This is a genomic window from Allobosea vaviloviae (genome assembly GCF_001298265.1).
Lineage (GTDB): Bacteria > Pseudomonadota > Alphaproteobacteria > Rhizobiales > Beijerinckiaceae > Allobosea > Allobosea vaviloviae_B.
Genome location: NZ_LGSZ01000040.1, coordinates 100,424 through 118,519, shown reverse-complemented (window position 1 = coordinate 118,519; position 18,096 = coordinate 100,424). Strand labels below are relative to the sequence as shown.

Here is an 18,096-nt window from a genome sequence, read left to right as displayed (position 1 = left end):
TGCGCGAATGAAGGCGAAGCTGCCGCGACCGTGATGAAAACCAGCGAAAACAGTATTCCTCGTCTCATATCTTGCCTCCTGCCCAGACTATTTTACCCGCGATTCTCAGCGCTTCAGCATCAGGAGCGGCGAGCGTCTCGGACGAATAGCGCTCATTGTCGCTGATCAGCACGATTTTGCCTTCCCACCCGCGCGCGATGCGCTTGATCCGCACGTCAGCGCCATCGATCAGCGCATAGACGCCGTCGATCCGGGGCACCTGAAATCGAATATCGGCCAAGCAGATCGCGCCGTCGAGGATTGTTGGCTCCATGCTGTCACCGCGAGCGCCCAGAAAGCGCGCCGCGCTCTGAGGCACCCCGAGATCTTCGAGCCAACGTTTCGGGAACGGCAAGTGGTCGATTTCGAGAGGAAAAGGATTCTCGATGCCCGGCCCAGCAGAGGCGATGACGTCGAGTAGCGGAATCGATGCGACGCCATCATCGCGCTCGATCTGCTGAGACTGATTCATCGTCATTTTTGAAGAAAGATCGACCCCAAAAACGAGGAAGTCCGTTGTGACCCCGCATGCCTGAGCAATCTGGGCAAGGCGCGTCGCCGGAACGTCCGATTCACCGCGGCAATATCGGTCCAGGGAGGGCAGCGGGAACCCGATGACGGGCGCAGAAGCCTCCCTCGTACCGAAGCGCTTTTTAACCGCCTCGTCGATTCTGCCGGCCAGATCTGCGCGTTCAATCGTCAATTTAGCGAGCCATTTTCTAGATCGTCAGATTTGCGTTGACACGACCTCTCATATCCGACGATAACATCACAAGTGCCGTCCACTCGTGTGGTTAACACGTCAGATCCGGCATTGCGAGATGGGGCTCTTTATGGCGACGAACTGGACCAAACAGGCAATCATCTTTGCGCTTCGGGAGCGCGGAACGAACGCGGCCAAGCTGGCGGAAACGGCGAAGATGAGCCGCTTCACGCTGTATGGTGGAATGGAGCGTCCGTCGCCGAAGGTTCATGACCTCATTTCTGAGGCTTTGGGCGTGCCGCGCCAGAAGATCTGGCCTCAGTTCTATGACCAGGACGGCAGGCGCACAGGTTTGATCAACGCATCGAGGGCCGCCTGATGCGCGACGTCCTCAGCCTGTCGAGCGGCCCAGCGCTGCCCGAGCACGAGATCGAGATCGAAATCGCGGCCATCGACGTCGCCGACAGGCTTCGGCTGGTCGATCGCGACAAGGTCGCGATGATCGCAGCCTCGATTTCCGAGAGCTATCTGCACCAGGCCATCGCCGTGGCCTCGACGCCCGGCGCGGGCAACCGCTACGTCCTGGTCGACGGCGAGCATCGGCTCGAAGCGCACAAGCTGCTGGGGCGCTCGACCGTCAAGGCCGTGATCCGCGACCTGACGCCAGCCGAGCGGGCCAAGCACGAGATCCACGCCAATTTGATCCGCAACGAGCTCGACGCGCTCGACCGCACGATCTTCGTCGGCAAGCTCGCCGACATTTTCGAGGCCGAGAACGCCGACGCCCGCAACGGTGGCGACCGCAGATCGAAGAAATGGCGCGAGAAAAATCAGTTGGCCAACTTGGCCAACTGGTCGGGCTTCAACAAGGAAGCTGCTCGGCGCACCGGTCTAGCTGAGCGTTCGGTGCGGCGGGCGCGCGAACTCCCCCCGCGCTCTCCCCCGAGGTCGTCGCCCTCATCCGGGGCACCAAGCTCGCCGACAACCAAGCGCAGTTGCAGGCTCTCGCCGCGCTTCCCGCCGAGCAGCAGCTCGCGGTGGCCCAGGCCGTCTCGGAGCAGCCGAAGCTCAACCTCGCCAAGGCCCGCGTCAGCGCCGGCCTCGTGCCGGAGGGCGGCGCGGTGCGCGAGGAGGATCGGCCGCTGGTCAAGCTGGAGGCCCTGCTGGCGCGGCTGACGCCCGGCCAGCTGCGCGACGCGCTCGCCATGGTCCAGGCCAAGGTCACGGCCGCCGAGGCGGGCGCCAAGCCGGCCCGCGCCAAGAAGGGCGGTGCGGCATGAAACGCACCCGGACAAAGCGGACCTTCATTGTGGCGGCGAGCCCGGCTCCGTTCGAAGCAGGCCGGTCGAAAGATGACCGATCAGCAGGCGGGTGCTCTCGGGATCCAGCGGGATCTCCGCCCAGCGGCCGTCCCGGTCGCACACCGACAGAAACAGAAGCGGCTCCTCCGCGTGCATCAGCACCCGGAACGATCCTGATCGGGGAGGAAATGCTTCCGCTTCGGCTCTCGCGGATTTGCGCAGAGCGGGTGGCAACACGGCAGATGCCAGCGTTCGAGCCGGCGACGCCGCAGCTGCGCGGAGGGGCTCGATGATGTCCTCGATGCCAGCCGCCGGCAGCATGAGAACGACGCTGCGCCCATCCAGGCCTTTCGCGGTCATCTCGACCGTGCCGGGAGACATCTGCCGCGCGGCAACCGCCGCTACCCATACAGGTTTCGTCATTCCAGCTTCCTCCGGTGGGTCGAGTCGCATCTCCCATCATGGAGGAGGAGCGCGCGGCGGGGTAGCTATCCCCCCAGCCGGCCCCGCCGCGCGTCTCGTGTCCGCAGGTGCGGCATGAGCGAACTGCGCGATACTTGTCGGGCGATTGCGGCCAGAGCCGAAGAGTTCAAGGCCCGCCGCATCAGACTTTCTGATGCTGTAAGGGCGGGGCAAGACGTCGACGCGGAGCTGGGTGCGCTGCTTCAGGAGGTTCTCCAGCAGCGCGCCGACGTCGACAACCTGCTTCGCAGCGCGGGCATCACCGAAGCAGGTCTTCGCTCTATCGAAGAGGAAAGCGACCGCATTTTCCGCAAAACCGGCGGCAACGCGACCGAAGAGGATTTCCGATCGAGCAATATCGGCAAAATCATCGCCGGCTTCCAAGCCCGCCGCTCGGTTGAGGGAGGCGAGGCATGAAGGCCCACCCTCTCGATCTTCTTCTTGCCGTGAGCAACTACAGCCGCGCCGTCACGACCGTGGTCGAGCAGTTCGCGGCTCCAGGTCTAACGCGACAGCAGTATCAGGCGCTGATCCAGTTGCTCGAAACGGATCTGGCGGGCCTTGCTGCGATCATACTCCTCGACGTCAAGAGGGCTGATCTTCCGAGCGAAGACTGGAGCCGCAGTCGCTTTATAGCGCTGCGCGGCTTTAGCGAAGGCGACGCCTCATGAAAATGTGGCTGACCTCTTCCGAACTCGCCGATCTCGCGCTGCCGGGCCTGCCGACGACGCGAAAGAACGTCGTCGCGATGGCCGAGCGTGAGAACTGGGCGCGGTTTACGGGCCTTTGCCGGCCGCGCGCCGGGCGCGGTGGAGGCGTCGAGTATCACATCAACCTGCTGCCGATCGCCGCCCGCGTCGCCTATCGCGGCGTCGAGGCGCCGCAGTCGGACGCAGCCGAGGCGATCCAGGCGGCGCCCGAACCGGCGGCAGGCGAGAGCCGCGCCGCCACGCTGCAACTCGACGCCAGGCTCGCCGTGCTCGGCGCGCTCAAGGGCTTCATCCGGACATCGGGTCTGAAACAGACCGTCGCGGTCGCCACCTTCGTCGATCTCTACAATCTCGGCCGCGTCGAGATCCCCGCCTGGGCCGCCGCCGTCGTCGGCCGGCTCTCGAACCGCACGCTGCTGCGCTGGATGTCGGCTGCCCGCGAGGGCGAGACGGCGCGCCTGGCCGTCGACAAGGGCGCCGGCCGGCGTGGCCAGGGCGTGCTGGATGCCGCCTTCGACGGCGAGATCAAGCATTTCGCGCTCGCCGTGCATTCCTTCAACGACCTCTACACCGCCCGGCAGATCCACGAGGCGGTCGAGGCGAAGTTCGGTGCCCAGCTCGCAGCGGCCGGGCTGAAGCTCCCGGGCCAGCGGGCCTTCGAACAGCGCTTCAAGGCCTGGAAGCAGGACTATGCCGCCGGGCTCCTGCAGATGACCGATCCCGACGCCTACCGGTCGCGCATGCGGGTTTCCGGCTCCCATGCCCATCGCGCGCCGCACCTCAACGCGCTCTGGCAGATCGACGCCTCGCCGGTCGATGCGCTCTGCAGCGACGGCCGCCACTCGATCTATGTCTGCATCGACATCTGGTCGCGCCGGCTGATGCTCTACGTCTCGAAGACGCCGCGCAGCGAGGCGGTGCAGATGCTGATGCGCAAGGCGATCCTCGCCTGGGGCGTGCCCGACGCGGTGAAAACCGACAACGGCTCGGACTTCATCGCCCGCGCCACCGTGCGCCTCTTCGCCAAGCTGGACATCGAGGCGATCCGGTCGGACGCCTTCTCGCCCTGGCAGAAGGGGTTCGTCGAGCGGCATATCCGCACCTTCCAGACCGACTGCTCGCGGACCCTGCCAGGGTTCATCGGCCACAATGTCGCCCAGCGCCAGCGCATCCGGTCCCGCAAAGGCTTCTCCGAGCGCCTGGGCCAGAGCGAGCGCGAGGCGTTTCCCGTCACGCTGACCGGGGCGGAGCTGCAGGCCGAGTGCGACGCCTGGGCCGAGAGGCAGTACGCGCATCGCAAACATGGCGGCATCGGCGAGATCACGCCCTTCGCCCGCGCCGCCAGCTCGACCCGCCCGATCCGGACGGTCGACGCCGACGCACTCGCCTCGCTGCTGATGCCGGCCCCGGACGCAGAAGGCATCCGCACTGTCGGCAAGAACGGCGTTCGCATCGGCGGTTTCCACTATCTCGCTCCGGGACTCGTGGTCGGCGATCGCGTCTTCGTTCGGCTCGATCCGCACGATGCCGGCCTCGTCTGGCTCTTCGACGAGCAGGGCGACAACCTCCTGGCCCGCGGCTTCAACGTCGAGCGCTCGGGCGTCGATCGCGCCGCCCTGGTGGCCGAGACCCGCGCCCGGCAAAAGAGCGTGACCGACGAGAGAATGAAGGACGTGCGCGAGAGCCGGAAGGCGGTGACCGAGCGCACCGTGCTGGACCTGCGGCGCCAACTCGCCGAGGAGCGCGTCGGCAACCTCGTCGCCTTCCCGCCGCGCTCGGAGATCCATTCGACGCCGGCGCTCGACGCCGGGCTGGAGATCGCGGCGATCCGCCGGGGCGGTGCGCCGACGCCTCAGCCGCTCAGTCCGCAGGCTGCGGGTCTCCATGCCGAGATCGAAGCCGACATGGCCGCCGGCTGGTCGCCCGACGCGGCTCCCACGGTCATCACGCCCCTGCGCACCACCGAGACGGCACACCAGCGCTTTCGGCGCGCCCAGGAGCTGGAGCAGCGGATCGCGGACGGAGTGGCTCTGGAGACGCAAGAGGCCGTCTGGCTCGGCGGCTACCAGACATCGGCTGAATACCGCGCCCATCGGGCGATCGCGGACGATTTCGGAGAGGCGGCGTTGCGTTGAGCGCCCCGAATGCAGGCGGCCCGCCGGGGCAAACGGCGGGCCGATTGGAACGAAACCAGAGATTGAGGATCGACATGAACCAACCAGCAAAGGCCCGGTTCGCTCCGCTGAAGAATGTGACGGCGCTGATGACGCTCGTCAACCGGCTCCAGGCGCGAACCGTGGATCTGCCCGGCTTCGGCGTCTTCCATGGCCCCTCGGGCTACGGCAAGACGAAGGCCGGCATCTACGTCTGCAACCGCTGCAATGCGCCCATGGTCTCCATCGGGGACAGCTGGACGCGCCGGAAGTTCCTCGAACACGTCCTGCGCGAGCTGGGCACGGTCAAGCCGCGCGGCACGGTCGCCGACATGACCGAGCAGGTGATCGAGCAGCTCGGCGAGCACATCGACCGCCCGCTCGTGATCGACGAGGCCGACAAGGCTGTCGACAAGGGTTGGATCGAGCTGATCCGCGAGCTGCACGATTACAGCCAGGCCCCGATCCTGCTGATCGGCGAAGAGCAGCTGCCGACCAAGCTGATGCGGGTCGAGCGCATGCACAACCGCGTGCTCGACTGGCAGCCCGCGCAGGCCTGCGACATCGAGGACGCTCGCAAGCTGGCGATGGTCTATGCGCCTCAGCTGCGCATCGACGATGCCCTGCTCGACCATGTCCGCCACCAGTGCAAGGGCGTGGCGCGCCGGATTTCCACCACGCTGGCGGAGATGGGCGAGTTCGCGATGACCTCGGGTCTCACCTCGCTCGACATCGGCAGCTACACCGGCCGGATTTACACCGGCGAGCCGACCCGTCGCGCCGGCCTGAGGGCCGCGTGATGGCCAGCGCGACCCGCCTCTCAGACGAAGCCCGCGAGGCTGCCTGGCACGCCATGTGCGTGCTGACGGCCGAATACAAAGCCTTCAGCGTCGCCACGATCGCCAACCTCACCCCCGGCGCGGCCTATCCGCCGATCGCCGAGTGGGTGGGCTGGCTCCAGCGTGAAATGGTGCTCAAGCCGGCCGGCCCGCAGCGTCTCGCCGTCGCGGTGATCAGCCAACTGCCGCCGCCGCGCAACCGCATGACCAACGGCCGCGGCGCGCAGCAGCAGCGCCAGATCTGGACCGCGATGCGCAAGCTGCGGAGCTGGACCGATCAGGATCTGGTCGAGGCCGCCGCCACGGACGAATGCGAGATGACCTTGAACGCGGTGCGCAACTACAGCCGCGCGCTGGCGAAGGTCGGCATCGTTCAGGTGACGGCAACGCTCACCCGCCTGAAGCCCGCCCGCGATACCGGCCCCAGGGCGCCCGTCAGCTTCTCCGATGGGTCGGTGTTCGATCTCAATTTGGGGGACTTCGTTAACCCTAACAGTTCGCGGAGGGCCGCATGAAGCGCGGACCTGCAAGCGGCCGCGCGGCCACCTTCACCGACCCACTGGCGAAGGCGATCGCAGCGTGGGGCGAGGACATGCCGCGCGAGGTCCGCGCCCTGGCCGAGGCCTGCCGGGCGACCTCGGGCAAGGCTGTCGCCGAGCGCGTCGGCTACAGCGGTGGCGTCGTCTCCCACATGCTCGCGCGGAAGTATCCCGGCGACATCGAGGCGGTGTTCATCCGCATCCGCGGCGCCCTGCTGGGTGAGGAGGTCGAGTGCCCGGTGCTCGGCGCCATCGCCAAGAACGACTGCCTCGATCACCAGCGCAAACCATTTTCGGCCGCCAATCCGGCGCGCGCGCGGCTTTTCCGCGCCTGCAGTAGCTGCCCCCATAACCGCAAGAAGGAATCCGCCTGATGATCTCCTCCGGCTTCAAACTGATCTTCGCCGCGATGGCCATCCTCGGCCCGTTCGCCGCCGGCGCCATGCGCCAGTTCGTCGTCAACGACGAGGTCTACGCCTTCTTCCTGGTCGGCGGCGTGCTGCTCGGCCTGGTCGGGCTGTTCGGCTTTGCCGCCTTCGAGCGCGACGAGCTGATCGAGCATGAGCGCAACCTTCGCGGGGAGCGCTGAGCCATGCAGCCCAAGCCCCTCTCCGCCGATCTGCGCGAGCTGCGCGACCTGATGCGCAAATATGTCGGTGCGCATCAGCGCCCCTCGGTCGACGCCTGCCGCGAGCTGTACGTCTCGCTCAACGTCATGGCCGAGAAGGCTGACGAACTGGAGGCCTGCGCTGCCCAGGCCGAAGAGCTCGAGGCGATCGCCCGCGACCTCGACATGGTCGCGAGCGCCCAGGCCTCGCCTTCGCTTCAAGAGGTTTTGAAGCGCGATCAGCGGTCGCTGCAAACCTTGCTCGACCTGGAGGATTTGGCCCGCGGCGATCGCGGTCTGGCGCGGCTCTCCGCGGCGATCGGCAACAGCAATGTCTTCACCTTCCCGATGGTGCCGCGTCCCGCGATCTCGCGCCAGGATGTCCGGAGCGAAGACTGCCAGGGCGAAGGTGGAGACGCGGCATGAGCTGGCTCCTCGACCAGCAGCGCCAGATCGCGGCCAGCCCCGGCATCCGTCGCGCCCTCAATGGGCCGACGCTTGACGAGCAGGCCGATGCCATCCTCGCCGGCTTCGAAAGCTCGACCGGCTTCGGCCTCGACATGGACCTGCGCCATCTCGCTGGCCAGGTCCGCCGGCAGCGCACCTTGCCGCGCGATACCGGCCGAGACGGCCGCTTCCTGCTCCATCTCGAACACGCGCTGCGCGACCTCGCGGTGCGGGCGCCCGTCGTGCCGGGAGCGTCGTCATGAGCGAGCGCCACGTCACCGTCGACATCATCATCGCCGCGGTCTCGGCCGTCACCGGCGTCGACCGGCTCGATATCCTGTCGGGTCGCCGGGATGCCGAGACATCGCGCGCCCGCATCGCGGTCGTCTGGCTCGCCAGCAAGATGGTCGCGGTCAGCAGCGGCGTCCTTGGCCGGATCCTTGGCAATCGCGACCACACCTCGATCCTCTATCTGGAGCGCCGCGCCGACGAGATGCGCGCGGCCGAGCCGCTCTTCCGGCTCGATACCGACACGATGCTCGGCGCGCTGCTCGCCATCGACCGCAACGGCCTGATCCGCCTCGCCCAGACCATCGACCCGCTCGCCACCGCACGCCGCGTCCTGGCCCATCCCGCCCGCGAATCCGTGCGGGTTTCCAGCCACGAGATCATCGCCCTCTGCCAGGTCGCGTTGGCCGTGCTGGGCGACGATCCAACCGAACCCGACCCATCCGAACCCGCCCAGGAGATCGAACATGCAGCCTGAGACCACCATTCCCAACGTATCGCCCGACTTCCTCGGCCGCGCCGCCTACGAAGCCGCACAGGAGGTCAATGACTTCATCGGCCAGTCGGATGTGGATTGGACCGATCTGGGCCAGGATGATCGTGCCGGCTGGATCGCGGTGGCGCAGGCGCCGATGATCGCGGCAGGGCTCGTCGTCATGGCCGACGACGTCGTCGCCGAAGCCGCCGCCGCCCATGCCGGCATCGTCGAGGCCGGCGGCCACAAGCACCTGCGCGATTCCAAGGGCCGGCTGATCCCGCTCGGGATGATCAAGCCGCAGCGGCTGCTCGAAGACGAGATGGTCCGCAAGGTCTTCCGCTTCGCGCTGGATCTCTCCGCCCAGGTCGCCCGCTTCAAGGGCCACACCTTCGCCGATCTCAACAGCTTCCAGACGCTGCTGGAGCAGCACTATGGCGCCAAGCAGGGCGGCGAGAAGGGAAACGTCACCTTCTCGACCTTCGACGACACCATGCGCATCGAGGTCAAGATCGCCGACATCCTGACCTTCGGCGCCGAGCTGCAGGTCGCCAAGAAGCTGGTCGACGAATGCCTGGTCGAATGGGGCGCCGACAGCCACGAGGCGCTGCGGGCGCTGGTGAACCGCGTTTTCAGCGTCGAGAAGGAAGGCCAGATCAACCGCGGCGAGATCTTCTCGCTGCTCGCCATGGAGGTCGAGGACGAGCGCTGGCAGCGCGCCATGGGCGCCATCCGCGACTCGATCCACGTCACCGGTACCAAGGCCTATCTGCGCTTCCGGATGCGCCCCGATCCGCAGGCTTCCTGGTCGACCGTCGCCATCGACCTCGCGGCCGCGTGAGGGCGCCATGGCAAGCACCCTCATGGTCGATATCGAGACGGCTATTATCGCCGTCGAGCTGGCCGGCGCCGGCAGCGACTTCGCCGACCTCATCAACGAGGTCGCGAGCGTGCGGGAGCCGAACGCATACCTCCTCTCCGAGCACGAGATGACGTTCTTCTGCCAGAACCTGGACGAAGGCGGTCGCACACTGCTCCGCCAGCTCGCCAGCGCGCTCGCGGAGGCTGCCTGACATGGCCCTCCGCACGCTCAAGCCGACCGAGGCGCGCGATCCTTACGCCCGCCTCGTCATGGACGCCTTCGACCGCCAGGCGCGGTCGCCGGCCGACTTCCCGCGCGAAGCGCTCGTCCAGGTCGAGACCTTCGACCACGAGCAGGGCGAGCTGCGCTTCACCGCCCGCGTCGTGCGCGCCAGCTCCGAAAGCCACCTGCGCATCCGCACCGATGACGGCCTGATCTTCGCCGTCCCGGCCGCCGACTGCACGCTGATCGAGGAGAGGCGCCCGTGAGCATCCTCCTCTCCCGCGCCCTTGCCGGGCAGTGCCGCTGGCTCGTCTGCGAAGCGGCCGGCGACAAGCGCGACGCCTTCGACGGTCGCCGCGTCTGCGGCGCCGTCGTTTCCTGGCCGACCAGCTACTGCCTCGGCCACCGCCTGGTCGTCTACGAGCGCACCCCGCTCGCCTCCGCGCCGCCGCAGGACTTCACCATCCAGCGCCGCGCGCCCGACCCCGAAACCCAACCCGAGCTGACGGAGATCTTCGGATGACACAGCTAATGGCTGCCGCCGACCTTTTTCTCCAGCACGACGACTTCGTCGAGCGCGGCCTTAACAGCCATGAAGGCGCCGTCGATTACATGTCCGGAGGCAAAAGGCGCGAGACGCTTCAGCAAACGGCGGATGTCGTCGTCTTCGATCGGCACGGTATTGCTGAGTTTGAAGACCTGCATCGCAAGCCCTGCCAAACCATAAGTCAGGCCGACAAAGGCTGCCTCGGCTGCTTCCTGAATGTCGAGTCGTTCCTGGCTCATACCGCTTTCCCTAGGATCATCCCTCACAGGGATATCAATTCGACCGACTTGGGCAAGGCGCCCGATTTGTTCGAAGGCGCACGCTGATGGTCGCCTATTCCTTCAACAAGCGCTTCGCCGAGCCGATCGCCAGCGGCCATCCGGCCACCGGCATCGTCAAGCGCCAGACGATCCGCGTCCCGCGCAAGCGCCATGCCCGGCCGGGCGAGCTGCTGCAGCTCTACCAGGGAATGCGGACGAAGCACTGCCGCAAGATCATCGCCGACCAGGTCTGCACGGCGGTGAGGCCGGTGCGGCTCTGGATCGCTCGTGGCTATGTGTGTTTCACCGGCACGGGCGAGGATTTCGGCACCGACACGATGCTGGACAAGTTCGCGCGCGGCGACGGCTTCCTTCACTGGGCCGACATGCAGGCCTTCTGGCAGGCGGCGCACCCACAGGCATCCGATCCAGATCTCGTCTTCGAAGGTGTGCTGATCAGCTGGGAGCCGCGCCCGTGACCGCCCCCACCATCCCGATCGTCCAGCAGATCGAAGAGGTGCGCTTCGCCGTGGTGCGGCAGCGCAGCCTGATGACCGGCGCGAAGATCCGCGAGCTGCGGCCGCCGGCGATCGCCGAGCATGGGCTGGCACGGCTCGAAACCGCGGTTCGATCGCTGGAGACGCTGGGCAAGAACGCCGCCGAGATCCGCGCCTTCCTGAAGCTCCCCGCCGAGCTGCGCCAGGCCGCGCTGGAATGGGCGCAGGCCCAGCTTGCCGCTGCATCAGGGGAGCCCGCGCCATGATGGGCCTGACGCAGCGCCAGGCCGACTGCCTCCGCGTCATCCGCGAGCGCCTGGCGCAGTCGGGCGTGCCCCCGACCTATGACGAGATCTGCCTGCAGCTCGGCGTCGCCTCGAAGAGCACCGTCGCCCGGCTGGTCGATGCGCTGGTCGAGCGCGGCCATCTGCGCCGCATGCCCCATCTTGCCCGTGGCCTGGCGCTCGCCGGCGAGTTCAGTGCCAAGGCCGAAGCGGGGCTTTCCCGCCTCCAGGAACGCATGGGCTGCAGCCGGGCCGAGCTGGTGCGGCGCGCCGTCGAGGACTTCGTGGCGCGCGAGGTGCAGCAGTGAGCCAGCACAGCTTCGCGTTCTCGCCTGCCGTCATGGCCCAGCGCTCCGAGCCGCTGGACTCGCTTGACTTCTTCCCGACGCCGCCCTGGGCGACGCGCGCCTTCGTGCGGCATGTCGCGCCGGAGCTGGGCATACTGCGGACTGACATCGTCTGGGAGCCAGCCTGCGGCGAGGGCCACATGGCCAAGCCGCTTAGGGAGACTTTCCGCACGGTTCTGGCCTCTGACATCCATCCTTACGGCTATGGCCGCGTCGCCGATTTTCTTGCGATGCAGTCGGTCGATGCCCAGAACGTCGCCGACTTGATCGCTACGAACCCGCCCTTCAACCAGGCTGTCGCCTTCGCGCGCCAGGCGCTGCGCTTCGCCTATCGCGGCGTCGCGCTCCTCGTCCGGACGCAGTGGCTGCACACGATCGAGCGCTACGAGCTGTTCCGGGAATTCCCGCCCTTCGTCATCGCTTACTATGTCGAGCGCGTGCCGATGCATCGCGGCCGCTGGGAGCCCGAGGGTTCGACCGCGACCGATTACTGCTGGGTTTGCTGGAAGCACGGTGCGGAGCCGCGGGCGCCGCTCTGGATCCCGCCCGGCCAGCGCCAGGCGCTGACGAAGCCCGACGACGCCATGCGCTTCGGCGCGCCCGTCGCCGCCCCGCTGTTCGAGACGGGGGCGTGACCATGGCCCGCTTCCTCTCGCCCCGTCGCGCTCCCTCCGATACCGCCCCGCTGATGGCGCTGCTGGCGCGGGAGGATCTGCGCCGTGTGGATGAGGAGCGGGAGCGCCTGAAGGGCGTCATCGCCAGCATCGCGCCGCGCCGTTCAACCATCGTTGAAGGCGAATTGAAGCGGCTTACGCGGCGACGCATCGAGCTGCTCGCAGGGATCGCGAGGGCCAGCCGATGAGCCACCCCGCCATGCTCGCCAAGATCCACATCGCCAAGAAGGAACTTCGCCTCGAGGAAGCGGAGTACCGCGCCCTCCTGCTGCGCGTCGGCAAGGTCGAGAGCGCGAAGGATCTCAGCGACAAGGCGGCCGCGGCCGTCATCGCCGAGTTCAAGCAGCTCGGCTGGGTGGCGAAGGAATCGAAGCGGGCGCCAGCTGAGCGCGCCGATACCCGCAAGATATACGCGCTCTGGGGTGCGCTCCATTCCGGCCCGCTCGATCGCGACGCGCTGCGCGCCTGGGTGAAGCGCCGCTTCGAGGTCTCTGCGCCCGAGTTCCTGAAGCCCGAGGCCGCGCGCGAGGCGATCGAGCAGCTCAAGGCCTGGCAGCGCCGCATGAAGGAAACCCGCTGATGCTGAAGGTCACCGATCATGCGCTCGTGCGCTTCCTCGACCGTTCCGGTGCAGCCGAGATCGAGGCTCTGCGGCTGACCCTGGCGCATTCGCTGGAGCGGGCGCGGCTGGGCGCGCAGCGCGCCGGCATAGCCGACTATGTCATCGTGGCCGATGGCCTGCGCTACGTCGTCAAGGACGATGCGCTGATCACCGTGCTCGATGCCGACATGGTCCAGGGCCGGAGGCGCCGGCGCCGATGAGCAAGGCGAGCTGGCCCGAGCTGCCGGCGTTGCTGGCCGAGATCGCCGAGGTCGCGGGCATCGATGCCGCGCTGGCGATAGCCGAGGCCAAGGGTGGGCAAGAGGTCTTCGTCGTGTCGCGGTTGCGGCCCGACAACTGGCTGGTCAAAGCGGTCGGCCAGCAGAAGGCGCAAACCATAAGCGACCATTTCTGCTCGGGTCGATATCGCCAGAAGCTCGATATTCCCTTTGGTCCCAAGGGCAGCTACCTTGCCGAACGTCGGCGGGTCGCGCGCGCCCTGGCCGAGGCGCAATCCAGCGGCGCGTCGGCGAACCAGATGGCGAAAGCCGCAGGCGTGACGAACCGCTCGGCCCGGCGTTTCCGCTCCAAGCAGCGGCACCACAACAGCAGCCAGTTCAAGCTACTCTGACCGGACGCGCGTCCGGGTCATATCCGGACGCATGTCAGGGTCATCTGCCGGGAGAACCTAGGGCACGTGCGCGCGCCCGCTTCCCCCGGAGCCGCCGCATGATCCGCATCGTCGCTGCTGCCTGCATCACCATCTTGGCGTCCTGCACCGGGACGCCGGTGACGGCGCAACCGGTCATGTCGGTTTGGCCCTCCGCGCATGTGGGCTCCTGATCATGAAGCGCTGGACCCTCGTCGCGAACTGGAAGCGCGTGCTGAAGCACGCCTGGTCGATCCGCCTGATCATCCTCGCCGGCCTGCTTTCGGGCGCCGAGATCGCGCTGCCGCTGCTCGACGGCCTGCTGCCGGTGCCCAAGGGCGTCTTCGCCGGGCTGTCCTTCGTCGCCACGGCCGGGGCCTTCGTCGCGCGCCTGGTCGCGCAGGAGAGCGTCTCGGGAGGCGGCGATGGCGAGTAGGCGCGCAAAGGCGGCCATCGCCTCGATTGTCGCCCTCGCGGCCGCCGGCGGCGGCCTGGTGGTGATGTCGAGCGGCGATCGCGTGCCGGATGATGTGGCCCTCGCGGCCACCTATCTCGTCTCGCCCTGGGAAGGCCGGGAGCTTCGCGCCTACCCTGACCCGGCGACGGGCGGCGTGCCCTGGACGATCTGCGACGGCGATACCTTCGGCGTGAAGCCGGGCCTGGTCGAGACGCCGGCCGGCTGCGATGCGCGCCTGTCGCGCCGCATGGTGCAATTCCGCAAGCAGCTCGTCGGCTGCATCACGAATTTCGAGCGCGCGCCTTTGAGCTGGCGCGCCATGATGAACTCGCTCTCCTACAATATCGGCACCGGCGCGGCCTGCCGCTCAACGGCCGCGCGCCTCGGGATGGCCGGGCGCTATGCCGAAAGCTGCAAGGCTGCCACGGCGTTCAATCGGGCCGCCGGCAGGGTGATGATCGGGCTCGTGAAGCGGCGCGAGAACGGTGACGCCGCCCGCATCGGCGAGTTCGAACTCTGCCGGGAGGGCCTTTGATGCTGGCCGCCTTCGCCCTGCGCAACTGGCGCGTCATCGCCGGCGTCGTCGCCGTCCTGGTCCTGCTGGCTCTTGCCGGCCTCGGCTTCTGGCAGGGCATGGCCGCGATCGACGCCATGGAGCTGCGCGCCGCGGCCACGGCCAGGGCCGAGCGCGACGCCCTTTGGCGCGCCGAGATCGCGACCTCGAACGCACTCGTCGAGAAGGCCCGCGCCGACCAGGCGCTCGCCGCGATGGCCGCCGACGCGAAGCTTCGCGATGCGGCCGCCGACTTTGAAACCAAGTTGAAGGATCTGGAGGGCCGGAATGCGGAGCTTCCCCATGGCGATCGTGTTGGCATCGGGCGCGATCGCGTCCGGCTGCTCAACGGCGCCCGCTGAGCCCCCGACCGTGAAGACGGAGTTCCTCCGCCCGGCGGTGCCCGCGATCGCGCGCCAGCGTTGCGCCGAGCCGGTGGCGTTGCCTGACCGCGATGCGACCGAGTCCGAAGCCACTGCCGAGTGGCTCCGCGACCGCTCGGCCCTGCGCCAGTGCGAGAGCCGCCGCGCCGCAGCCGTCGCCGCCATCGATGGAGCGATGCCGTGATGTTCGATTGGTCTTCTGTGATCGGGGTCATCAAGGACATCTGGTGGATCGCCTCGCTGCCGCTCGCCTTCGCCGCTGGCGTCGGCATGCTGTTCCTGCGCAGCCAGTTCCCGACGAAGCAGCAGCATGACGAACAGACCAAGCTGCTGCAGGCGTCGATCGCCACCCTGTCGGATCGCGTGGTCGCCAACGAGCATCGCATCGAGACGCGCGTCGCCAAGATCGAGGGCGATCTGGAGCGCCTGCCGAACCGACAGGAGGTCCAGGCGCTGGGCGATCGGATCGGACGCGTCGAGAAGGAGGTCGCGACCTCCGTCGAGAAGATCATTGGCGTCGAAAAGACGGTGACCAAGATCGACCACACACTGGGGCTGATCCTCAAGCACATGCTGGAGAAGGCGACATGAGCTCGCTGACCGAAGATTTTGCCAAGGATCGCCGCCTGGTCATCCTGCGCCTGCTGTCCGAGGTGCCGGCCACGAATTACTCCCTGTCGGCATCGATGCTGACCAAGGCCGTGAGCCGCATGCGGCACGCGGTCTATGACGACACGATCGCCGCCGACATCGTCATGCTGGAGCAGCATGGCCTCGTCAGGCGCGAGGAGGAGCCCCACAACGGCAAGACGCTCGTTTTCGCGACGCTGACGCGGCTCGGCCTCGATGTCGCCAATGGCCGGCCGCACCCGATCGTCGACCAGCCCTCGCCGAAGTTCTGACGATGGCCAAGCGCCCTTCCAAGATCGATCGCCTCGGCCCGGACGTGCGCGACCTCGTCGGGCGCCTTCGTGACCAGGGCCGTACGCTGGACGAGATCATGGCGAAGCTGGGCGAGCTCGATATCGCCGCGGCGTCGCTGCCGTCGCGGGCGGGGCTACACAAGCATCTGCAACGTGCCGAGGCGGTGGCCGATAAGTTGCGACGGTCGCGTACCGTGGCGGAAGTCGTCGTCAGGAAGCTCGGGGAATCCGAGCCGGACAAGGTCACGAGGCTCAACATCGAGCTGATGCATCAGGCCCTGTTCGACATGATGAACCCGGAGGATGGCGAGCCGATCGCGCTCGACCCGATGCAGATCATGCTGCTGTCGAAGGCCATGGACCATCTCGGCAAGGCCTCGAAGGACGATGTTGCGCGCACCATCACGATCGAGAAGCGGGCGGCGGACAAGGCCCGCGCGGCCGCGCTGAAGGAGGCCGAGGCCGCCGTCGTCAAGCATGGCGGATCGGGCGCGCTGACGCCGGAGCTTCAACAGGCCTTCAAGGCGATGCTGTTTGGTCAGCGCGATGGCTGACGCCGAGATCCTGAAGGCAGCCGGGAAAGCCATCCGCAAGGGCATCGCGGGTGGCCTCAGTGCGGCGATGGCGCTGAGCGCCGCCGCGACCGATATCGCCGCCCGGCCGGGCCGGGACGAATGGCTGGAGATCCGAACCGAGCAGGGACGCGCCACCCCGGCCGACTGGCGCCAGGCCGCGCCGCTGCTCGGCTACCAGCGCGCGATCGCCATCGCCTGCGAACAATACGACGTCGTCTTCGTCGAGAAGTCCCGGCGCACCGGCGCCACCTGGGGCGCGGCCGCCGACGCCGTGCTGCGCTCGGCCGCGGCCCGCAGCAGCGGCGGCATGGACACGCTCTACATGGGCACCAGCCACGATATGGCGAAGGAGTTCATCGACGCCGCCGCCAACTGGGCGCAGCTGCTGGAGCATGTCTGCAGCGGCATCGGCGAGACCCTGTTCGACGACGGGTCCGACGCGGGAATCAAGGCGCTTAAGATCGACTTCGCTTCGGGCTTCTCGATCGTTGCGCTGTCGTCGAAGCCGCGCTCGCTTCGCGGCCGCCAGGGCTTCGCGATCCTCGACGAGGCCGCCTTCGTCGACAACCTGCCCGAGCTGCTCAAGGCCGCGATGGCGTTCCTGATGTGGGGCGGCAAGGTGCTGGTGATCTCGACGCATAACGGCGCGGACAACGCCTTCAACCAGGTCATCACCGATATCCGCGCCGGCCGCGCTGCCTATGGCCTCGTGCGGTTCGACCTGGACGACGCGCTGCGCGACGGCCTGTTCGAGCGCATGTGCCTGATCAACGCCCACAAGCATGGCGAATGGACTGCGGAGAAAGAGGCCGACTGGCGCGAGAAGCTGATCCGCGATTATCGCGATGCGGCGGACGAGGAGCTGTATTGCATCCCGTCGCAGGGCTCCGGCGCCTGGCTGACGAGCGCCTTGATCGAGGCGCGCATGGTGCAACCGCTGCCCGGACGCAAGCATGTGCTGCGCCTGTCATTGCCCGCCGCCTTCGTCTTCCGACCCGAGCCTTTCCGCAATTCCGAGATCCAGGCATGGATCGACGACGTGCTGATGCCGGTCATGGAGGAGACGGTCGATCCGGCATTGATGAGCGCCTTCGGTCACGACGTCGCCCGTCATCGCGACGCATCGGTCATGGTGCCCATGCAGATCGGGCGCACCCTGCGCCGTATCGTTCCCTTCGTCGTCGAGCTGCACCGCGTTCCCTTCGTCCATCAGGAGCAGATCCGCGACGCGATGCTGAAAAGGTTGCCGCGCCTGATCGGAGGATGCACCGACGCGACGGGGCTGGGCGCGCAGATGGCCGAGAGCGCCATGCTGACGTTCGGCCCGTCCTTCGTCGAGGTGAAGCTGTCGACCGAGTGGTATCGCACCGAGATGCCGCCGCTGAAGGACGCCTTCGAACAAGACAACATCAGCCTGCCGGCGGACGCCGATCATGTCGGCGATCTCCGCCTGGTCAGGATCATCCGTGGTGTCGCCCAAATCCCAAGCCTGCGCACCACCTCTGCAACCGGCGAGAAGCGTCATGGCGACTATGCGGTCGGGCTGGCGCTCGCCTATTCCGCGACCCGGATGACCGTCGAGGCCTACGGCTACCAGAGCGCACGTCCGAGCCCGGAGGACGCCCGTCGTGGCGGCATCCGGCCGGTCCAGGATGCCCATGACGTGATGATGCCGTCGCGCAGCGACGGTCTCTGGTGA

Annotated in this window: 36 protein-coding genes; 33 read left to right on the top strand and 3 right to left on the bottom strand. The window is 67.5% G+C overall.

What is annotated here, in order from left to right; all coding sequences use genetic code 11:
- Positions 1-64 precede the first annotated feature (64 nt).
- Positions 65-742: a S24 family peptidase gene (locus AE618_RS12300; RefSeq protein WP_156330235.1), complete on the bottom strand. Its 678-nt coding sequence runs from the start codon at positions 740-742 to the stop codon at positions 65-67.
- 130 nt (positions 743-872) lie between these two features.
- Between AE618_RS12300 and AE618_RS12295 the strand changes: the two genes are divergently transcribed.
- Genes AE618_RS12295 through AE618_RS28475 form a run of 3 tightly spaced genes read left to right on the top strand, consistent with a single transcriptional unit; the run spans position 873 to position 2,022 of the window.
- A complete protein-coding gene (locus tag AE618_RS12295) occupies positions 873-1,121 on the top strand; it encodes a helix-turn-helix domain-containing protein (protein WP_054209358.1) in 249 nt (82 codons plus the stop codon).
- A complete protein-coding gene (locus AE618_RS12290; protein ID WP_054209357.1) occupies positions 1,121-1,918 on the top strand; it encodes a ParB/RepB/Spo0J family partition protein in 798 nt (265 codons plus the stop codon). The genes AE618_RS12295 and AE618_RS12290 overlap by 1 nt, the downstream gene beginning before the upstream one ends.
- Positions 1,864-2,022, top strand: a complete 159-nt coding sequence (locus AE618_RS28475) for a hypothetical protein (protein WP_197280765.1) — start codon at positions 1,864-1,866, stop codon at positions 2,020-2,022. Before AE618_RS12290 ends, AE618_RS28475 begins: the two co-directional genes overlap by 55 nt.
- A gap of 24 nt (positions 2,023-2,046) precedes the next feature.
- Here the strand turns inward: AE618_RS28475 and AE618_RS12285 are convergent, their stop codons facing one another.
- Positions 2,047-2,496 (bottom strand): hypothetical protein, encoded by a 450-nt coding sequence (locus tag AE618_RS12285; RefSeq protein WP_156330234.1) that lies wholly within the window; start codon positions 2,494-2,496, stop codon positions 2,047-2,049.
- Positions 2,497-2,580: 84 nt separating this feature from the next.
- Between AE618_RS12285 and AE618_RS12280 the strand changes: the two genes are divergently transcribed.
- The 14 genes from AE618_RS12280 (at position 2,581) to AE618_RS12215 (ending at position 10,170) form a co-directional block, all read left to right on the top strand.
- Positions 2,581-2,922, top strand: coding sequence for a hypothetical protein (locus AE618_RS12280; RefSeq protein ID WP_054209355.1), 342 nt, complete (start codon positions 2,581-2,583; stop codon positions 2,920-2,922).
- The gene (locus AE618_RS12275; RefSeq protein ID WP_054209354.1) at positions 2,919-3,176 is read left to right on the top strand and encodes a hypothetical protein; all 258 of its coding nucleotides are present in this window, start codon (positions 2,919-2,921) and stop codon (positions 3,174-3,176) included. The genes AE618_RS12280 and AE618_RS12275 overlap by 4 nt, the downstream gene beginning before the upstream one ends.
- A complete protein-coding gene (locus AE618_RS12270; RefSeq protein ID WP_082365213.1) occupies positions 3,173-5,350 on the top strand; it encodes a Mu transposase C-terminal domain-containing protein in 2,178 nt (725 codons plus the stop codon). Before AE618_RS12275 ends, AE618_RS12270 begins: the two co-directional genes overlap by 4 nt.
- Positions 5,351-5,424: 74 nt before the next feature.
- On the top strand, positions 5,425-6,168 hold the full coding sequence (locus AE618_RS12265; RefSeq protein ID WP_054209551.1) for an AAA family ATPase: 744 nt from the start codon (positions 5,425-5,427) through the stop codon (positions 6,166-6,168).
- Positions 6,168-6,722, top strand: a complete 555-nt coding sequence (locus AE618_RS12260; RefSeq protein WP_054209352.1) for a hypothetical protein — start codon at positions 6,168-6,170, stop codon at positions 6,720-6,722. The genes AE618_RS12265 and AE618_RS12260 overlap by 1 nt, the downstream gene beginning before the upstream one ends.
- Positions 6,719-7,120, top strand: a complete 402-nt coding sequence (locus tag AE618_RS12255; RefSeq protein WP_054209351.1) for a hypothetical protein — start codon at positions 6,719-6,721, stop codon at positions 7,118-7,120. Before AE618_RS12260 ends, AE618_RS12255 begins: the two co-directional genes overlap by 4 nt.
- A complete protein-coding gene (locus AE618_RS12250; RefSeq protein ID WP_054209350.1) occupies positions 7,120-7,335 on the top strand; it encodes a hypothetical protein in 216 nt (71 codons plus the stop codon). Before AE618_RS12255 ends, AE618_RS12250 begins: the two co-directional genes overlap by 1 nt.
- A 3-nt stretch (positions 7,336-7,338) precedes the next feature.
- Positions 7,339-7,779, top strand: coding sequence for a hypothetical protein (locus AE618_RS12245; protein WP_054209349.1), 441 nt, complete (start codon positions 7,339-7,341; stop codon positions 7,777-7,779).
- Positions 7,776-8,063 carry a hypothetical protein gene (locus AE618_RS12240; RefSeq protein ID WP_054209348.1) on the top strand — a complete coding sequence of 96 codons (288 nt, stop codon included), beginning with the start codon at positions 7,776-7,778 and terminating at the stop codon, positions 8,061-8,063. The genes AE618_RS12245 and AE618_RS12240 overlap by 4 nt, the downstream gene beginning before the upstream one ends.
- Positions 8,060-8,566, top strand: a complete 507-nt coding sequence (locus AE618_RS12235) for a helix-turn-helix domain-containing protein (protein WP_054209347.1) — start codon at positions 8,060-8,062, stop codon at positions 8,564-8,566. The genes AE618_RS12240 and AE618_RS12235 overlap by 4 nt, the downstream gene beginning before the upstream one ends.
- Complete coding sequence (locus AE618_RS12230; protein WP_248310845.1) at positions 8,556-9,404, top strand: DUF3164 family protein; 849 nt, start codon at positions 8,556-8,558, stop codon at positions 9,402-9,404. Before AE618_RS12235 ends, AE618_RS12230 begins: the two co-directional genes overlap by 11 nt.
- Positions 9,405-9,411: 7 nt before the next feature.
- Positions 9,412-9,636, top strand: a complete 225-nt coding sequence (locus AE618_RS12225; RefSeq protein ID WP_054209346.1) for a hypothetical protein — start codon at positions 9,412-9,414, stop codon at positions 9,634-9,636.
- Position 9,637: 1 nt separating this feature from the next.
- The gene (locus AE618_RS12220) at positions 9,638-9,913 is read left to right on the top strand and encodes a hypothetical protein (RefSeq protein ID WP_054209345.1); all 276 of its coding nucleotides are present in this window, start codon (positions 9,638-9,640) and stop codon (positions 9,911-9,913) included.
- A complete protein-coding gene (locus tag AE618_RS12215; RefSeq protein ID WP_054209344.1) occupies positions 9,910-10,170 on the top strand; it encodes a hypothetical protein in 261 nt (86 codons plus the stop codon). Before AE618_RS12220 ends, AE618_RS12215 begins: the two co-directional genes overlap by 4 nt.
- Before the next feature lie 5 nt (positions 10,171-10,175).
- On the opposite strand, the gene AE618_RS12210 is transcribed toward AE618_RS12215, so the two are convergent.
- The gene (locus AE618_RS12210; RefSeq protein WP_054209343.1) at positions 10,176-10,433 is read right to left on the bottom strand and encodes a hypothetical protein; all 258 of its coding nucleotides are present in this window, start codon (positions 10,431-10,433) and stop codon (positions 10,176-10,178) included.
- Positions 10,434-10,519: 86 nt separating this feature from the next.
- Here AE618_RS12210 and AE618_RS12205 point away from each other — a divergent pair, with 86 nt between their 5' ends.
- The 16 genes from AE618_RS12205 to AE618_RS12130 all read left to right on the top strand — a co-directional run bounded on the left by AE618_RS12205 (position 10,520) and on the right by AE618_RS12130 (position 18,096).
- Positions 10,520-10,933, top strand: a complete 414-nt coding sequence (locus AE618_RS12205; protein ID WP_054209342.1) for a hypothetical protein — start codon at positions 10,520-10,522, stop codon at positions 10,931-10,933.
- Complete coding sequence (locus AE618_RS12200) at positions 10,930-11,217, top strand: hypothetical protein (protein WP_054209341.1); 288 nt, start codon at positions 10,930-10,932, stop codon at positions 11,215-11,217. The genes AE618_RS12205 and AE618_RS12200 overlap by 4 nt, the downstream gene beginning before the upstream one ends.
- Positions 11,214-11,543, top strand: a complete 330-nt coding sequence (locus AE618_RS12195; RefSeq protein ID WP_197280764.1) for a LexA family protein — start codon at positions 11,214-11,216, stop codon at positions 11,541-11,543. Before AE618_RS12200 ends, AE618_RS12195 begins: the two co-directional genes overlap by 4 nt.
- Positions 11,540-12,217 (top strand): hypothetical protein, encoded by a 678-nt coding sequence (locus AE618_RS12190; protein WP_248310844.1) that lies wholly within the window; start codon positions 11,540-11,542, stop codon positions 12,215-12,217. Before AE618_RS12195 ends, AE618_RS12190 begins: the two co-directional genes overlap by 4 nt.
- A 2-nt stretch (positions 12,218-12,219) precedes the next feature.
- Positions 12,220-12,444 carry a hypothetical protein gene (locus tag AE618_RS12185; RefSeq protein ID WP_054209339.1) on the top strand — a complete coding sequence of 75 codons (225 nt, stop codon included), beginning with the start codon at positions 12,220-12,222 and terminating at the stop codon, positions 12,442-12,444.
- The gene (locus tag AE618_RS12180; protein WP_082365211.1) at positions 12,441-12,836 is read left to right on the top strand and encodes a regulatory protein GemA; all 396 of its coding nucleotides are present in this window, start codon (positions 12,441-12,443) and stop codon (positions 12,834-12,836) included. Before AE618_RS12185 ends, AE618_RS12180 begins: the two co-directional genes overlap by 4 nt.
- Positions 12,836-13,078 (top strand): hypothetical protein, encoded by a 243-nt coding sequence (locus tag AE618_RS12175; protein ID WP_054209337.1) that lies wholly within the window; start codon positions 12,836-12,838, stop codon positions 13,076-13,078. The genes AE618_RS12180 and AE618_RS12175 overlap by 1 nt, the downstream gene beginning before the upstream one ends.
- Positions 13,075-13,488 (top strand): hypothetical protein, encoded by a 414-nt coding sequence (locus tag AE618_RS12170; protein WP_054209336.1) that lies wholly within the window; start codon positions 13,075-13,077, stop codon positions 13,486-13,488. Before AE618_RS12175 ends, AE618_RS12170 begins: the two co-directional genes overlap by 4 nt.
- Positions 13,489-13,702: 214 nt before the next feature.
- Positions 13,703-13,942: a hypothetical protein gene (locus AE618_RS12165; protein ID WP_054209335.1), complete on the top strand. Its 240-nt coding sequence runs from the start codon at positions 13,703-13,705 to the stop codon at positions 13,940-13,942.
- Positions 13,932-14,498, top strand: coding sequence for a lysozyme (locus tag AE618_RS12160; protein ID WP_054209334.1), 567 nt, complete (start codon positions 13,932-13,934; stop codon positions 14,496-14,498). The genes AE618_RS12165 and AE618_RS12160 overlap by 11 nt, the downstream gene beginning before the upstream one ends.
- Positions 14,498-14,878, top strand: a complete 381-nt coding sequence (locus tag AE618_RS12155; RefSeq protein ID WP_054209333.1) for a hypothetical protein — start codon at positions 14,498-14,500, stop codon at positions 14,876-14,878. Before AE618_RS12160 ends, AE618_RS12155 begins: the two co-directional genes overlap by 1 nt.
- Positions 14,879-14,888: 10 nt before the next feature.
- Complete coding sequence (locus AE618_RS12150; protein WP_248310843.1) at positions 14,889-15,083, top strand: hypothetical protein; 195 nt, start codon at positions 14,889-14,891, stop codon at positions 15,081-15,083.
- Positions 15,083-15,490, top strand: coding sequence for a hypothetical protein (locus tag AE618_RS12145; RefSeq protein ID WP_054209331.1), 408 nt, complete (start codon positions 15,083-15,085; stop codon positions 15,488-15,490). The genes AE618_RS12150 and AE618_RS12145 overlap by 1 nt, the downstream gene beginning before the upstream one ends.
- On the top strand, positions 15,487-15,801 hold the full coding sequence (locus tag AE618_RS12140) for a hypothetical protein (protein ID WP_054209330.1): 315 nt from the start codon (positions 15,487-15,489) through the stop codon (positions 15,799-15,801). Before AE618_RS12145 ends, AE618_RS12140 begins: the two co-directional genes overlap by 4 nt.
- Before the next feature lie 2 nt (positions 15,802-15,803).
- On the top strand, positions 15,804-16,376 hold the full coding sequence (locus tag AE618_RS12135) for a phage protein Gp27 family protein (protein ID WP_054209329.1): 573 nt from the start codon (positions 15,804-15,806) through the stop codon (positions 16,374-16,376).
- Positions 16,369-18,096 (top strand): terminase large subunit domain-containing protein, encoded by a 1,728-nt coding sequence (locus AE618_RS12130; RefSeq protein WP_054209328.1) that lies wholly within the window; start codon positions 16,369-16,371, stop codon positions 18,094-18,096. The genes AE618_RS12135 and AE618_RS12130 overlap by 8 nt, the downstream gene beginning before the upstream one ends.